This window comes from Pseudomonas sp. TH39(2020) (assembly GCF_016650715.1).
GTDB classification, from domain to species: domain Bacteria; phylum Pseudomonadota; class Gammaproteobacteria; order Pseudomonadales; family Pseudomonadaceae; genus Aquipseudomonas; species Aquipseudomonas mandelii_C.
The window spans coordinates 2,605,604-2,622,154 of the sequence record NZ_JAEKFF010000006.1 but is presented as its reverse complement, the minus strand read 5'-3'; the positions used below and the strand labels follow the sequence as shown (position 1 = coordinate 2,622,154).

Annotated in this window: 12 protein-coding genes; 2 read left to right on the top strand and 10 right to left on the bottom strand. The window is 59.9% G+C overall.

The annotated features are described in order from the left end of the window. Positions 1-27 precede the first annotated feature (27 nt). The 9 genes from JFU47_RS19705 to JFU47_RS19665 form a co-directional block, all read right to left on the bottom strand. The gene (locus JFU47_RS19705; protein WP_201185012.1) at positions 28-3,480 is read right to left on the bottom strand and encodes an alpha/beta fold hydrolase; all 3,453 of its coding nucleotides are present in this window, start codon (positions 3,478-3,480) and stop codon (positions 28-30) included. Between the two features lie 979 nt (positions 3,481-4,459). Then, positions 4,460-5,641, bottom strand: a complete 1,182-nt coding sequence (locus JFU47_RS19700) for a retropepsin-like aspartic protease (RefSeq protein WP_201185010.1) — start codon at positions 5,639-5,641, stop codon at positions 4,460-4,462. Between the two features lie 94 nt (positions 5,642-5,735). Continuing rightward, positions 5,736-6,302 carry a GNAT family N-acetyltransferase gene (locus tag JFU47_RS19695; RefSeq protein ID WP_201185008.1) on the bottom strand — a complete coding sequence of 189 codons (567 nt, stop codon included), beginning with the start codon at positions 6,300-6,302 and terminating at the stop codon, positions 5,736-5,738. Positions 6,303-6,445: 143 nt separating this feature from the next. Next, positions 6,446-7,216 (bottom strand): electron transfer flavoprotein subunit beta, encoded by a 771-nt coding sequence (etfB, locus tag JFU47_RS19690; RefSeq protein WP_140674811.1) that lies wholly within the window; start codon positions 7,214-7,216, stop codon positions 6,446-6,448. Positions 7,217-7,231: 15 nt separating this feature from the next. Next, positions 7,232-8,452 carry an electron transfer flavoprotein subunit alpha gene (etfA, locus tag JFU47_RS19685; protein WP_140893677.1) on the bottom strand — a complete coding sequence of 407 codons (1,221 nt, stop codon included), beginning with the start codon at positions 8,450-8,452 and terminating at the stop codon, positions 7,232-7,234. After that, positions 8,452-10,401 (bottom strand): dimethylglycine demethylation protein DgcB, encoded by a 1,950-nt coding sequence (dgcB, locus tag JFU47_RS19680; RefSeq protein ID WP_140674817.1) that lies wholly within the window; start codon positions 10,399-10,401, stop codon positions 8,452-8,454. The genes etfA and dgcB overlap by 1 nt, the downstream gene beginning before the upstream one ends. A gap of 170 nt (positions 10,402-10,571) precedes the next feature. Beyond that, entirely contained in the window at positions 10,572-12,632 is a 2,061-nt protein-coding gene (dgcA, locus tag JFU47_RS19675; protein WP_201185007.1) for a dimethylglycine demethylation protein DgcA, read from the bottom strand. 15 nt (positions 12,633-12,647) lie between these two features. Further along, the gene (locus JFU47_RS19670) at positions 12,648-13,178 is read right to left on the bottom strand and encodes a DUF5943 domain-containing protein (RefSeq protein ID WP_008033249.1); all 531 of its coding nucleotides are present in this window, start codon (positions 13,176-13,178) and stop codon (positions 12,648-12,650) included. 78 nt (positions 13,179-13,256) lie between these two features. Beyond that, a complete protein-coding gene (locus JFU47_RS19665; protein WP_008033250.1) occupies positions 13,257-14,234 on the bottom strand; it encodes a dipeptidase in 978 nt (325 codons plus the stop codon). 236 nt (positions 14,235-14,470) lie between these two features. Here JFU47_RS19665 and JFU47_RS19660 point away from each other — a divergent pair, with 236 nt between their 5' ends. Next, positions 14,471-14,872: a lysozyme inhibitor LprI family protein gene (locus tag JFU47_RS19660; protein ID WP_140674829.1), complete on the top strand. Its 402-nt coding sequence runs from the start codon at positions 14,471-14,473 to the stop codon at positions 14,870-14,872. A gap of 61 nt (positions 14,873-14,933) precedes the next feature. Next, positions 14,934-15,350 (top strand): DUF3010 family protein, encoded by a 417-nt coding sequence (locus JFU47_RS19655; protein ID WP_140674833.1) that lies wholly within the window; start codon positions 14,934-14,936, stop codon positions 15,348-15,350. 139 nt (positions 15,351-15,489) lie between these two features. Here the strand turns inward: JFU47_RS19655 and JFU47_RS19650 are convergent, their stop codons facing one another. Further along, on the bottom strand, positions 15,490-16,449 hold the full coding sequence (locus JFU47_RS19650) for a GlxA family transcriptional regulator (RefSeq protein WP_140674838.1): 960 nt from the start codon (positions 16,447-16,449) through the stop codon (positions 15,490-15,492). Between the last annotated feature and the right edge of the window lie 102 nt (positions 16,450-16,551).

Here is a 16,551-nt window from a genome sequence, read left to right as displayed (position 1 = left end):
GCGACAAATCTCCAGCCACCGGCAGTGCTAGCCGAGGGCGGTTTTCTCCAGGTGTTGCAGGATGATCGGGTACACATCGACCACCGCATCCTTGCCAAACATGCAGTCGATATGGCCATACCCGGGCACCACATGCCGGCTATAGCGCTCCGGCCCGTGGACCTGGCACACGCGCTCGTAAGTCTTGAGCGTGCTTTCCGGCAGGTAGCACTGGTTGTCCGCGCCGCTGATAAAGCAGATCGGCATGCTCAACCGGTCGAAGTGCGGCATGTAGACATCCTCGCCCTTGAAGTCCACCAGATGCCCTTTGCGCACGATCAGCGCCAGATGCTCGAAGGTGTGCATGTTCGACTCGCCGAACAATTCGTGCAGGTTGTCGTGCAGGGTTTCGTTGAGGGTGTCGTGGCGATACAACGATGCGTACATGAAGGTGATGCGATGGCACACCGGGTTGGTGCAGTAGCCCTGAGCCTCGATCCGGGCGTAGCCGTTGAGGGCTTTGTCATAGAGTTTGTTGAACCAGTTCTCCTTGTTGTCGGCGTAAGCGGTGAGGGATTTGATGCCAATGGCGTCGAGCATCCCCGGCAGGTGCAAGCCGGCCTTCAGGCCTGTCGCTGTGGCCACAACGGTGTCCGCCGCAATCTGCGAGCAGACAACGGAACGTACGCCCTGCAACCCGGCCAGCAATGACATAAAGAAGGTCGTCGCGCCGTAGCAATGCACCACACACTGCACGTCCGGCGCCTGGGTCGCTTGCCGGATCTGTTCAATGGCAGCCTTGAAGTCGTATTGGGCGATCTGGTCGCCGTTCCATTCCTTCTTGCTCGCCGGCAGCAGGATGCTCACCCGCAAGTCCAGCAACCAGACGTCGTACTCGTGCTTGCACAAATACTCCAGCAGGTTGGTCTGGATGGTGTCGGTGGAGAAAATGTTCGACCCCACCCCCAACCCATGAACCAGCATCACCGGCCCTTTGCTGCCGCCCTGATAACGGGTCAGGCGCAGTTCGACGTTGTCTTCGGTCTCGAAGAAATGCACAACCGGGGTCGGCGCATCCAGCGGTCGCTTCAGCCGTGGTGGTGCGTCGGGGTTGAAGTAGATGTCGCCGGCAAACACGCCGCCGTAGCTCTCCCAGAGTATCCCGGCGAAGAACTTGCCGAAGCGCGCCAGCCCTTCGATGCGCTCGCGTTCGTTACGGGCATTGAGCACCTTCATGGTGGTCATTTGCTTGGCGAAATCGGTCGGATGGATGTGCATCACCCCCGAGCCGATCACCTCGCCGGTCTTGTCCGGCCCGCGATACAGCGTCACGTAGAGGGTGCTGGTGTCGTGCCAGATGTTCAGCACACCGTTGTCTTCGGGCACGGTTTTGAAGGCGCTGAAGAAATAGTCGTTGCCGTCCTCGGCGGTCAGTTTCATGTCGTACTTCATGTGCCGCACGCCGACCTGTTCCTGATACTGCTCAAACAGGTTGAACACGCCATTGCTGGCGGTCAGCGGCTGAGGCGACAGGCTCGGCGCGTTGACCGTCCCCACCAGCGTCGCGGCGTGCTCCGGCTCCTTGATCATGCGATTGAGGTCGTTGGCGGTGATGGTCAGGGTGAAATCGATGGGCGAGTTATCCGCCTCACCGCGCTTGGCCGCCGCTTCGTAAACCTTCAGGTCAGTGCTCTGGGCCGCCGTGAACGCCCGGGAGAAGTAGCCTTTCATGGTTTCGGTGAACTGCACGCCAAGGGTTTGTGGTGCCACTTGTTTGCGCGGCGCCGAGGGCAGCGTGTAGTCGATCTGCCATCCGCGATCGGCCGCCAGCAGGCCCATGTTGCGCTCGCTCACCGCCGAAATGGTCAGCAACGGGTTAACGGCCAGGGACGTCGGGATGACCGCGCCATCGGTCACGTACAAACTGGCATAGACATCGGTGCCGCTGGCCCCGCTGAACACCTGGCCCTTGTGGTTGACCACGCCCTGCCCCGCGTCCTCGCCCATGACACAGCCGCCCAACGGATGAACGGAAACGATGCTGTGCTTGAGCAGTTGGGTCCAGATCGGGTTCTCGACCCAGATCCCGCCCAGCGCCTTGGTGCTCAGGTGCAGGCGTTCGTTGCCGATCTTGACGTTTTCCTGCTCGCCGACGCCTGGCCAGTCGATGCGCAACTGATCCTTGCTGTCCAGCACCATGCGGCCCTTGCCGTCGTCGTGACTCATGATCAGGTACGTCTGCATGTTGTGCAGCGCGCCGTAGTACGGGCCACGGACGAAGCTTTCGGCTTCGCGCTCCTTGTACTTCAACTTGCCGGTCAAATTGTCGTCGGTGGGTTTGCCGATCAGCTCGGCGAACCCGGCCATGCTCGGCACCATCGGCCGACCGAGGGCACCGGGGATCGAACCTTCTTCAATGACCATTCGGCTGCGCCAGTCGCCTTCGGTGCGCAGGTCGATGACCGAGGTGATGCACGGGCCAACCGGGTGAAGTTCCTTGGCCGGATGAGCGCCAAAACCGATGCCGTTGATCGGTTGCTCGCAGTTGTGGCCAAAACCGAGGATGTCGCCATTACCGCTCATGTTTTCCCCGAGTTCGCCGGACATCGACAGGCCTTTGTCCCGGGAGCGCAGGAGGATTTCAGTAGAGCCCAGGGTGCCGGCGGAGACGACCACGATGTCGGCTTTGACGAACAGCGTCGGTGCGGAAAACTTCTCGCGACCGCTGTCCAGGTACTGGAAGTGCACGATCCAGCCATCGCCGTCGCGTTCCAGATGCCGCACCTCGGCCTGGCAGAAAATCTCCGCGCCGTGATTCCAGGCGTCCGGCAGGTAGTTCATCAGCGTGGTGTTCTTGGCCTTGTTGTTACAGCCTGAAACGCAGTCACCGCAATGGTTGCAAGGCAATTGCTCAACGCCGACGTGGTTGAGGTTGTTCGGCAGTTTGTCGAAGGTCACGTTGATCGGCGGCCTGTAGAAGTGCGCGCCTTGCTTGAGGTAATCCGCCGACTTCTTGTTGGCTTCGAGTTTGGGCAACACCGGCGAAGTGCTGGGGTACGGCATGGGCTTGAGCATTTCCCGAGCCCGGGCATAACCGTCCTTGAGCAAGGTGTCGCGATGTTCACGCACCGCCAGTGGCCAGCGGGGGTCGTCGAACACACCGGGCTCCGGCTCCAGGGCGACGTTGGCGTTGATCAGCGACGTACCACCCAGGCCGCAACCAACCACCACGTTCTGCTGGGCGTTGACGTGCAGGTCGAACAGGCCAGTGCGCGAGCCGATGTGACCGTCCGGGTCATGCACCTGCAATTCTTCGGTCGCCGCCACCATCGTGTTCGGGTACTCGCCGGGCTGCATTTCCCGCCCTCGCTCCAGCAGGCACACCCGCTTGCCGGCCCGTGACAGGCGCGACGCGGCAATACCGCCGCCGTAACCCGAGCCGATGACGATCACGTCGTAATGTTCCTTGATGTCGCTGATGGGCGTTGCGATCCGAGTCATGGGTCTATTCCTCTGTCAGGCAGATGGGGCAACTCTGCGGTTGCCTGCAATCAATGGGCGAACGAATACCTGGCCACTGAGTGAACTCAGCGGCAGCCAGCGGGGGCATTGGAAAAGGTCAGGCGCTATAGGCGAGCACGCTGATTGGTGGCGTGTCGGTGAATGCGTCTGCGCAACAAAGCCGCCGGCGTGGGCACGCAGGTTGCGCAACGAATGGGGGGCGAGCGATGTGGCTGGCTATCCATCACGCGTTCTCCCTGAACCAGATGTGGATAAGTGACGGCTGTCCTTGTGCCCTGAGAGTGAAGACAGCCGAGAGTTCGAAGTCAAGGAACCCATTTAGACCTGTATGAAATCTGATCTATTCCGTTCAGGCCTATACGGGACGTGGCTTCCAGGGTTTCGCGAACAAGTTATCCACACCTCCACCCACAGTTATTGGGGACAAATGTGGATTTCGTGGAGACTTTCTCCACAGAAAGCGAAGAAAATCCGTGACTTATCCAGAAGCAGGGTTTTGAACAACGATTGGTTGTTTTTTGATCTAAAGCTTGTAAGGCACGTTATACGTGGCTTGCAGAGGATGGCGAACACGTTATCCACAGAAGCGCCAACAGACTTTGGGGGCAACTTGGGCGGATCTGTGGAAAACCGTTGGAAGCCACGATAAATCGGGGTTTGCGCGAGGTTTATCAGCTTAAAACGGTGATTTGATCGTTTTTTGATCACTCGCCTGATAAGCCCGTTTTATATGGCTTGTAGAGGACAGCGAACATCTTATCCACAGATGCGCTAACAGAGATTGGGGGCAAGTATTGGCTCGCGCTGAAAGTTATCCTCTGGAAAAAGCGTGAAAAAACCGCTAGTTAGGCTGGTTGTTTTTTGTACGAAGGGTTGCAGGGCTTGATTTGTATGGGGTGCAGCGATGGGCGAACACCTTATCCACAGAAGCGCTAACAGGGATTGTGGGTAACCACGATCAGATCCTGTTCAAACACGACCGGCCCGAGTCGATGTCCAGATTCAACTCATAGTCATTGAATGCACGCCACCCAAGCAAAAGCGAAGGCACGTACTGACCCAGCAATAACGACGGAGGAATCGTAAAGTCCGGGTAGTAGTTGTAGCTAATCGATTGAATATGGCCCGACAGGCTCAATTCACCCTTGAAGGTCTGGGAAGGCGGCTTATCGGTGACATAAACGGGTGAGTTGCCCGGCGAGGACGACGTCAGGTAATCAGCATTGCCGGTGTCAATAATCGCCGGCATGGCCCGACGATCCAGGCGTGCGGAAATGGTCAGTCTTTGATTGATGTCGATACGCGCATAGGTAACTTGCGAATCGCATCGCGCGGGAGGTTCGGCGTTAAGCTCCAAGGTCTTTTTGGAGACCTTCAAACGCCCCAACTTACCGATCAGATCAAGTCCAAGTAAGTTATCCCGGTCGCTGACAAACACCAGGACGTTTCTGAACTCGCTCGAACCTATCTTTAAAGACTCAAAAACTCCGAGTTTGGCAGACAGGTCACGTTCACCATAGAACGTGCTGTAGCCATAGTGAGAGTCGGTTAATAACCTGATTCCCATCAACTTCGCGGTTTCGTGGTTGACCCGGGTTTGCGGTGCGCCGGTGTCCAGAATGAAGCGCGACGAGACACCATTGGCCGCTTTGACATCAAGGTAGGGCAGCACCTCGTCAGTCACGTGACCGTCATGGGTGTAAGGATGGATAACAAGTACCTCGTGCCGCTTCGCTCTTGTCACCGAAAAATCGCCGACCGTCCGCAGGGTCGCGAGGGATTCGCTGCCGAACATGGAAAACATCGCGTTGAGCTCAGGGTCATTCGCAATTGCCAGAGCATGGCGACGCTTGATCGCAAGATAGTATTCGGGAAGCTGGTTGGCGGTTTTGGCCTCGAACATTCGGGCGAAAACGGACACTGAACAATTCAGGTTTTTTTCAGCATCCAACACCTTGTCGCATTGCTGTTTCATCTGCGCCAGGGAGGCTTTTTGTCCCTGTTCAGACTCCAGCCATTTATAAAAATCCGGATCTTCCTTTCTGGTATCAGCCATCGAACTCGCGGATATACCCAGAAAAAACACAACAAGCATCACGCCACAGATCAGACATGTCTCATGTCGACTGACCGCTTGCATGTTCAACCCATTCTTGAAAACGAGTTTGATGAATTAGCGCTGCTGCCACCCCGCCCCGCTCATGGAAAGCCAGCTCATAGAAGAATGTAGCTCATCAGGGCCTATACATCAGATAGGCCTCACCCGTGACCCGAATCATCGGATGGGGAGTGATCTGGCAGGTATCGACGATACGAAAACCATGTCGCTCGTAAAACCGACGGGCGCCGGTGTTCACGGCGTAGTCGATCAGGCTCAGGCCATTGAGCCCCAACTGGTTGGCACGGTCGTAAGCGTAGGCGAGGAACTGCTTGCCCAGGCCCTGGTTTCGCCAGCCTTCATGCAGCGCCAGGCTGGAAATGTAGAGGGTGTCGGGGATTTCCATCGTGGCATACGGCGCCAGGACTGGATCGGTGACGGGAGCGGCCAGCGGATCGTGACGCATCACGTAGCTGTGCATCATGCCGATGACGCGACCTTGCGCCTCGGCGATGAGGCAGTTTTGATAAGAAAAATCGACGTCGTCACGGGCGTAACGACTGGCGCCTACGTCCAGTAAATCCTGGCCGGGTTGCGCCATCTGGCTCCAGATGTAATCCGCAGCCCCCTCAGACGAAATCTGGAACAAGCGAGCAATCTCCCGCGCATCCGCGCGCAGGGCGGAACGAAATTCAACGGTCATTGTTTCCCCATAAATGTCGGTGACACGAGCACCCTGTGGGAGCGAGCCTGCTCGCGAAATGCGGTGGATCAGTCGCCGGAGATGTTGACTGCGCCCCTTTCGCGAGCAGGCTCGCTCCCACATTAGATGGGTGTTGATAGCTGTTAGCGGACCACGCCTTCTTCGATCAGTAACTTGAGAATGGCTTCGGCACCGGCCTGCGCCGTAACGCCTTTGAGCACCTGACCGCCCCCGCCACTGGCCTTGGCCGTTGCCGCTTTCATCCGGTCGGCGCCGCTCTTGGCCTTGATCACTTTCAAGCGTTTAGGCCGTGGCTTGGCCGGTTGCAGCGTAGCGACCGCCAGCAGTTCATCGTCGATCACTTCGACTTCATCCGCCTGCAACACGCCACGCCGGGCCGGGCCGTAAGCGCTCTGCCGAGGTTTCGGTGCAGCGTTATCCACAGTTGCGAGGAACGGCAGCCGCACTTTCAGGCGACGGCGCTGACCACGTGGCAAGGCTTGCAGCACCAGCGCTGAATTACCGTCAATGGATTCAACTTGAGCCAGCCCCACGACCAGCGGCCAACCCAGGCTTTCGGCCAGCAGGAACGGCAACATGCCCGAGCCTTCACCGGTTTCCGCCTGGCTGCCGGTCAGCACGACCTGAGCCCCTGCGTCGCGCAAATACGCGGTCAATGCCGGCAGTGCATCGGCGCCTGAAGGTTGTTCAAGCACGTGCAGCTGTTCCAGGCCCATGCCCAGATACGCACGCAACGCCGGTTCCGCGACATCGCCGGCATGCAGCACTTGCAGGTTATCCCCAGCCAGCTGCAGACCCAGCTCCACCGCCCGCGCATCCTGTTCCGCGCGACGTGGCCGGCCGGAGGTCGGGTGGGCGCCGATGGACACCAGGCTGATGATTTTCGTGCTCATAACCCTTTCCTTCCCTTAAGCCGCATCGCGCTTGGCTTCGTTGCGGTAAGCCTCTACCGCATCGATCAAGGCTTGAAGAATCTCGGCGCTCTCGCCGATCACCGACAGGTCGGCCCGTTTGATCATGTCGCAGCCAGGGTCGAGGTTGATTGCCACCACCTTGTCGCAGGCACCGATGCCTTGCAGGTGCTGGATCGCCCCGGAAATCCCCACCGCCACATAAACCCGCGCGGTGACCCAGGTGCCAGACGCACCGACCTGACGGTCGCGCGCCATGAAACCATCGTCCACCGCAACACGGGACGCGCCTTCGGTTGCGCCGAGGGCTTCGGCCGTCCTGTGGAAAAGTCCCCAGTCCTTGACCCCGTTGCCGCCGGAGAAGATGAACTCGGCTTCGGCCATCGGAATCGCCGCCGGATCCACCGCCACCGCGCCCAAATCCTCGATGCGCGACAGGCTGCGCGCCACCGCTGTGGATAACTCCACCGGCAAGGCTTCGTGACGGGTTTCGCTGACCGGTTCGGCGCACTCCACGGCCGCCAGAATCAAGCGAGCGACCGGACGCGCAAGGTCTTGCAAGCCCGCACCGGCGCGGCCGATGCATTCCTGATCCTTGACCTGCCAGACCCGCGTGGCCGGGCGTTCGCCCAGCGCTGCGGCAAAGCGTCGACCCAATTCACCACCACCGCTGCGGCTGTCCGGCAGCAACCAGTGACGCGGGCTGAACTGGTTATCCACAGCCCGCAGGCCCTGGACTCGTTGTTCCGGTGCATAACCGCTGAATTCTTCGCCATCCAGCACCAGCAAGCGATCGACGCCTGCGGTGGCGAAGGCGTTTTCCTTGTGTTCACCGAAGACCACAGCCAACACCGCGCCGTCCTTGCCGGCCAATTGGTGAGCCAGGCCCAGCAAGTCGCGGTCGTGGCTGCTCAAGCGGCCGCCGACCATGTCTGGCACCACGCTGATGTAAAACGCAGGTGCAGGCACTTGATGCAGTGGCAATTGCACTTCAACCGCAGCCGAGCGTTTGCTCGCCCCGCCCTGTTGAGCGCCACTGCGGTCGATTCGCTTGATGCCGTTGGGGCCGATAAAACCGATGCCATGGGGATTTTTGCGGATGACGCCGTTAGGCCCCATCCAGCTGTGTTGAGCCGGTTGCATGGCCGCGTGCAGCGGATGCAGACGGTTACGGGCGATCCATTCGGCGCGTGGGTCGCGGCGGATAATGTCGCTCATCAGTGGGCCTCCGCAGGTTCACGTTGGGCCGGTTTGGTCGGCTTGCTCGGGGCAGCGTCTTCGAGCAACGCGTCCGCCACCAGTTCGGCGATGTCCTTGATCAGCGGTCGAGGTTCGACCACGCCTTCGAGCATCGCGGTGCACTGTGGACAACCCACGGCCACCAGTTCGGCGCCGGTTTCGCGGATGTCTTCCATGCGCATGTCGGGGATCCGTTGCTTGCCCGGAATGTCGGTGATTGGCGCACCGCCACCGCCGCCGCAGCAGCGCGAACGGAAACCGGAACGTTGCATCTCTTTCACTTCAATCCCAAGGGCGCGCAGCACTTCACGCGGCGCCTCGTATTCGCCGTTGTAGCGACCGAGATAGCACGGGTCGTGATAAGTCACGCTGCTGCCTTTGTGCTGACCGAGGTTCAGGGCGCCAGCGCCGATGATTTCCGCCATGTAGGTGCTGTGATGCTGCACGAGGTAGTTGCCGTCGAAGGCGCCGTACTCGTTTTTCAGCACGTGGAAGCTGTGCGGGTCGCAGGTGACGATGCGGTTGAAGTTGTATTTGGCCAGGGTCTGGATGTTGCGTTTGGCCAACAGCTGGAAGGTGGCTTCGTCGCCCAGACGCCGGGCCACATCACCGCTGTCACGCTCTTCGAGGCCCAGTACCGCGAAGTCGACCTTGGCCGCTTTCAGCACTTTGACGAAGGCGCGCAGGGTGCGCTGGTTGCGCATGTCGAAGGCACCGTCGCCGACCCAGAACAGCACGTCGACGGATTTCTTCTCGCTCATCAGATTGAGGTTCAAGTCCGCCGCCCAGTTCATCCGCCCACCCGGGGCGAAGCCGCCAGGGTTGTCGGTGGCGATCAGGTTTTCGAGGACTTCGGCACCCTTGTTCGGGGTCGCGCCTTTTTCCAGGGTCAGATGGCGACGCATGTCGACGATGGCGTCGACGTGCTCGATCATCATCGGGCACTCCTCGACACAGGCGCGGCAAGTGGTGCAGGACCACAGGGTTTCAGCGTCCACCAGACCGTTGACGATCGGTTGATGCGGGTTGCCGGCGTGTTCGCCAATCGCTTTGCCTGGATAGGGGCTACCGGCGAATTTGGCATCAGTGCCACCGGCAAGGCCGACGACCATGTCTTGAATCAGCTTTTTCGGGTTCAGCGGCTGGCCGGCGGCGAACGCCGGGCACGCGGCTTCGCACTTGCCGCACTGCACGCAGGCGTCGAAGCCGAGCAGTTGGTTCCAGGTGAAATCCTTGGGTTTTTCCACGCCCAGTGGCGCGTTTGGATCGTTCAGGTCCAGCGGTTTCAAACCGGTGGAACGGCCGCCGCCAAAACGCTCGGCGCGACGGTGCCAGGCCAGGTGCAAAGCACCGGCGAAGGCGTGCTTCATCGGCCCGCCCCAGGTCATGCCGAAGAACAGTTCGCTAACGCCCCACAGCACACCAACGCCGAGGATCGCCGCCACCACCCAACCGCCGAAGTTTTCCGGGAGGATGCCAGCGACCGGCAGGGTCAACAGGAAGAAGCTCGCCGAGAACGCCAACAGGCTTTTCGGCAGACGCATCCATGGCCCTTTGGAAAGGCGAGCCGGTGGGTTGCGACGACGCAGGAACATGAAAATCGCACCGACGAACATCACCGCCGAGGCAATCAACAGGGCAACACCGAGAATGCGATTGTGCAGGCCGAAACCGTGAACCAGGATCGCCAGCACAATGGACGCCACCGCACCGCCAGCCGTGGCGACGTGTGTGTTGGCGATGTATTTGTCCCGCGCGACGACATGGTGCAAATCGACCATATAGCGCTTGGGCATGGCGAACAGGCCGCCGATCAGGTCGACTTTCGAAGCCCGGCCTCGGCGCCACATAGCCACCCGCCGCAACGCGCCGAGGACGGCAAGGCCCAGGGCTGCGAACAACAGGATTGGAAGAAGGGTGTTCAACATGTGGAGCTCCCAAAGACCTCGGGGTCTTGCAGGCTTAACTAGCTGGATACCTTGCTCGATTCCTGTGGGAGCGAGCCTGCTCGCGAAAGCGCTGGGTCAGTCGACATCAATGGCGGCTGACAGATTGCATTCGCGAGCAGGCTCGCTCCCACAGGGTTATCCACAAGCTCTTAGAAATCCTTGCACAACCGCAGCGCGTCGTAGATCGCCGCGTGGGTGTTGCGTTGCGCCACGCAGTCGCCGATGCGGAACAGCAAGTAGCCGTCACCCGGTTGGCTCAGCGAAGGTTGTGGCTTGATCGCGAACAGGGCTTCGATGTCCATCTGGCCTTTGTTGCGCGAGCCTTCCTTCAGGGCGTAGTAGATTTCTTCGTCCGGACGCACGCCGTTCTCGACGACGACCTGGTCCACCACCCGCTCCTCTTTGGCGCCGGTGTATTCGTTTTCCAGCACCGCCACCAGCTTGTCGCCTTCGCGGTAGACCTTCTCCAGCATCATGTCCCCGGTCATGATCACTTCTTTGGGGTACATGCTGCGGTAGTACGTCGGGAACGAGGTGCCGCCAATCGCCACGCCCGGTTTGATGTCGTCAGTGACGATCTCGACCTGGCTGCCCTTGTCGGCGAGGAAGTCGGCGGTCGACATCCCGGTGAACTCGCAAATGGTGTCGTAGACCAGCACGTTCTTGCCCGGTGCAACCTTGCCATCGAGGATGTCCCAGCTGCTGACCACCAGGCCTTCAGCCGCGCCCCAGTGCTCGTTCTGCTCCAGGAATGGGTGACCGCCGACGGCGAGTACCACCACGTCCGGACGCAGGTCGAGAATGGTTGCCGCATCGGCCGCCACGCCCAGGCGCAGGTCGACTTTCAAACGCGCCAGCTCAAGCTGGAACCAGCGGGTGATACCGGCGATCTGGTCCCGTTGCGGGGCTTTCGAAGCGGTCGTGATCTGCCCGCCAATGAATTCTTTCTTCTCGAACAGGGTCACGTCGTGGCCACGTTCAGCAGACACACGAGCGGCTTCCATCCCGGCAGGACCGGCACCGACCACCACAACCTTGCGCTTCACACCGGTCGACTTCTCGATGATGTGCGGCACGCCCATGTATTCACGGGAGGTCGCGGCGTTCTGGATGCACAACACGTCCAGGCCCTGGTACTGACGGTCGATGCAGTAGTTGGCGCCGACGCATTGTTTGATCTGGTCGACCTGACCCATTTTGATTTTGGCGATCAGGTGCGGGTCGGCGATGTGGGCGCGGGTCATGCCGACCATGTCCACGTAGCCGCCTTCCAGAATACGGGTCGCCTGGTTTGGGTCCTTGATGTTCTGCGCGTGCAGCACCGGGGCCTTGACCACTTCTTTGATACCGGCGGCCAAATGCAGGAATGGCTCCGGTGGATAACTCATGTTCGGGATAACGTTGGCCAGGGTGTTATGGGTGTCGCAACCCGAACCCACCACACCGATGAAGTCGATCATGCCGGTGTCGTCGTAGTACTTGGCGATCTGCTTCATGTCCTCGTGGGACAAGCCGTCCGGGTGGAACTCGTCACCGCACAGACGAATGCCGACACAGAAATCCGGGCCGACTTCAGCCCGCACAGCCTTGATCACTTCCAGGCCGAAACGCATGCGATTCTCGAAGCTGCCGCCCCATTCGTCGGTACGTTTGTTGACTCGCGGGCTCCAGAACTGGTCGATCATGTGCTGGTGCACGGCGGACAGCTCGACACCGTCCAGGCCACCGGCCTTGGCCCGCGCGGCGGCGCTGGCGTAGTTGCCGATCACCCGCCAGATTTCTTCCGGTTCGATGGTTTTGCAGGTCGCACGGTGCACCGGTTCACGGATGCCCGATGGCGACAGCAGGGTTGGCCAATGCTCGCCGTCCCAACGGGAACGACGGCCCATGTGGGTAATCTGGATCATGATCTTGGCGCCATGCTTGTGCATGGCATCGGCCAGGTTCTGGAAGTGCGGAATGATCCGGTCGTCGGCCAGGTTGACCGACTTCCACCAGCCTTGCGGGCTGTCGATGGCCACACTGGAGGAACCGCCGCAAATCGCCAGGCCGATCCCGCCCTTGGCTTTCTCTTCGTAATACTTGACGTACCGGTCGGTGGTCATGCCGCCGTCGGTGGCATAGACCTCGGCGTGCGCGGTGCTGAGCACGCGGTTGCGGATGGTCAGTTTGCCGATCTGGATCGGCTGGAACATTGCTTCGAAAGCCATGGCGGGTTCCTCGACTTACAACGGCTTGACGGTGAACAGGCCGTCGTCGTGGCCTTCTTCGGAGCCACCGTAAACCTGTTCGGCAACGGTGCGGATCTTGCTGCCACGGGCTTGCAGAATCTGGTCCATGGCACCGGCAAACCAACCGGTGAACATGTAGTCGACCTTGCGCCCGACCTTGCCGTAGACGTAGACGAACGCCGAGTGTTCGAGCTTGACGCTGGCAGTGCCTTTGTCGAGGTCGATGTCCTGGATCTTGAACAGGCCCCAGCCGCGCTGCGACAGGCGCTTCATGTAGTGCTCGAACACCGCAACGCCTTCCAGGCCGTGGCATTCAGCTTCTTTTTCACACCAGTGCCAGGCGGATTTGTAGCCGGCCTTGTAGAGGATTTCGGCGTAGGCGTCGGCGCCCAGTACTTCCTCGATGCCCATGTGGTTGTTGACGAAGAAATGACGCGGCACGTACAGCATTGGCAGGGCGTCGGAGGTCCAGACACCGGTTTCGCTGTCGACTTCGATTGGCAATTGCGGGGCGATCTTGGCCATGGAAACTTAACTCCAGAAAAATTTTGGTGTTGCCCCCGGCGCGGACGGCCGGGGGAAAGGATTCAGAGGTGCTGCGGCTTACTCGCCCCAGACGTCCTTCAAGACGTTGACCCAGTTCTCGCCCATGATCTTGCGGACCACGCGCTCGGAATGGCCGCGCTTGAGCAGGGTTTCGGTCAGGTTCGGGAACTCGCCGACGGTGCGGATGCCCAGCGGGTTGATGATCTTGCCGAAGCTGGTCAGGCGGCGGGCGTAGCCCTTGTCATGGGTCAGGTATTCGAAGAAGTCCTGGCCATGGCCCTGGGTGAAGTCGGTGCCGATACCGATGGCGTCTTCGCCGACGATATTCATGGTGTATTCGATGGCTTCGGCGTAATCGTCGATGGTCGAATCGATGCCCTTGGCCAGGAATGGCGCGAACATGGTCACGCCGACGAAACCGCCGTGATCGGCGATGAACTTCAGCTCTTCATCGGATTTGTTGCGCGGGTGAATTTTCAGACCCGACGGCAGGCAATGGGAGTAGCAAACCGGTTTCTTCGATTCGAGGATGACTTCTTCGGAGGTTTTCGAACCCACGTGGGACAGGTCGCACATGACGCCGACGCGATTCATCTCGGCGACGATTTCGCGACCGAAACCCGACAGGCCGCCATCACGCTCGTAGCAGCCGGTACCCACCAGGTTTTGCGTGTTGTAGCACATCTGCACGATACCGACGCCCAGCTGCTTGAACACCTCGACGTAGCCGATCTGGTCTTCAAAAGCGTGGGCATTCTGGAAGCCGAAGAGGATGCCGGTCTTGCCCTGCTCTTTGGCTTTGCGGATATCGGCGGTGGTGCGCACCGGAATCACCAGGTCGCTGTTCTCGCGAATCAGCTTCTGGCTGGCGGCGATATTGTTCACGGTGGCCTGGAAGCCCTCCCACACCGACACGGTGCAGTTGGCCGCGGTCAGACCGCCCTTGCGCATGTCTTCGAACAGCTCACGGTTCCACTTGGCAATAATCAGACCGTCGATAACGATGCTGTCGGCGTGCAATTCGGCTGGGCTCATCAGGCTGTCCCCTATTAGCGATTCATGCGCCGAATCGTATGCCGGCGCTTTGGGGCCAGCATATGCCTGAGGGAGGGGGCAGCCGGGTGCAAAAACGACAGGGGGTTTGCCGAAAGCGTCAATCCGCGACAAAGGGTCGTCGCCGGACGTCATGGGCCACCTGTTCAAGGGCCCGCGCATGAGCCAGAATTCGCGGCATTACTGGATGCTTTACTGGAATAAGGGGCGGCGGCGCAATGAAATCGATCTTCCTGGCTTTGGCACTGATAGCGACCGGCGTACACGCGGCGGAAGAGTCCGACGACAACCCCTGCGACAAAGTCGAAAACGAGGTTCAGACCCTGGAATGCTCGGCCTTCAGCAGAACCACCGCCGAACAGTTGCTCAAAGACAACTATCAGGGCCTGAACGAGCGCATGCAAACGGCCTACAGCAAGAACCCGGCGCAACTGGCCGACATCACCGGCAAGCTCAAAGCCGCACAACAGCAGTGGTTGAAGACACGAGATGCGGATTGCGCGGTTGAGGCGTTTCCGGCGACGACCGGTAGCAAGGCATTCACCATCGCGCAGAATGATTGCGTGGCGCGAATGAGTGACGAGCGGTCGGAGTTTTTGGAGTCGATTGGGCAGGAGTAAGCACAAACCCCAGCCAACAAGACCTGTAAGCTGAACATCTTCAGCCAGTAAAGGGATTCAAATGAAAATCTGCGGCATCGAAATCAAAGGCAGCGAAGCCATCATCGCCGTGGCCTCCCTCGACGATCAGGCCCTTAGCCACATCCCGCTGAACACCAAGAAAATCGCCCTCGACGATGACGACGAAGCCGCCAACGTCAAAGTCTTTGCCGCTCAGGTGGCGTCGTTTGTGCGCGAGAACTCCATCGACCGGATCGCGATCAAGAAGCGCAGCAAAAAAGGCGAGTTCGCCGGTGGGCCGACCACGTTCAAGATCGAGGGTGTTTTCCAGTTGCTGGGAAATTGCGAGGTCACACTGCTGTCGCCACAGACGATTAATGCACAGAACAAGAAGTTCGACTTTGAACTTCCGGCCACGCTGAACAAGTATCAGCATGAGGCGTTTAAAGCGGCCTGCTCGGCATTGATGAAGAAGTAACGCCCACAGCGGATCAAAACTGTGGGAGCGAGCCTGCTCGCGATAGCGGTGGATCAGTCGACATCAACTTGAATGACAGACCGCCATCGCGAGCAGGCTCGCTCCCACAGGGGGTCTATGGTGTTGTCGAAATCTGTGTTCAAACCAGTTCTCGCCCATCCCCCAACCGTCGTCGGTCCTCTCGCGGGCACCGGGCAAATTTTGCCCGATAGCTTCGGGTGAAATACGACGGCGATTCAAACCCGCACGCAATACTCACTTCCAACACACTCATGTCCGTCTGCCGCAGCAGCTGCCGGGCTTTTTCCAGTCGTAACCGCAGGTAGAAATTGCTCGGTGTGTCGTTCAGGTGCAACCGAAACAAGCGTTCCAGCTGCCGCCGTGTCACCTTGATCGACTCCGCCAATTCCAGCGTGCTCAGCGGCGGTTCGCTGTGCTGCTCCATCTCCCCAATCACCTGCACCAGTTTCTTGTTGCTGATGCCATAACGCGTGGCGACTTCCATGCGCTGGTGATCTTTGCGTGGGCGAATGCGGCCGAGTACGAATTGTTCGCTGACCTGGATCGCCAGTTCCGGGCCATGGGCCTGGCTGATGAGGTCGAGCATCAGGTCGATGGACGCGGTGCCGCCGGCGGAGGTAATGCGCCGGCGGTCGATCTCGAACAGCTCCTGGGTGACGCTGAGCTGTGGATAGGACTCCTTGAAGGCGTCGATGGCTTCCCAGTGCAGGGTCAGGCGATGGCCGTCGAGCAGGCCGGCTTCGGCGAGGACGAAGCTGCCGGTGTCGATGGCGCCGAGGGTCACGCCTTCGTTGTCCAGGCGGCGCAACCAGTGTTCCAGCGCCGGGGTTGCGAATTTCAGGGGCTCGAAGCCGGCGACCACCAATAGCGTTGCGCCCTTCTTCAGCGGTTCCAGCGCCGCATCAGCGTTGACCGACATGCCATTGCTGGCCAATACCGCCCCGCCATCCGCGCTGAGCACATGCCAGCGGTAGAGCTCGCCACGAAAGCGATTGGCGACTCGCAGCGGCTCGATGGCCGAAATGAAACCGATGGCCGAGAAACCCGGCATCAACAAGAAGTAGAAATCCTGGGACATGGAGCGCACTCGACTGGCAGGTAACGAGAGGGCGGGTAGCGTGTGGACGTTGATACGCCACTTGCACGCGGCATTCAAGAGCGCAGGTCGCCGCAGTGCAAG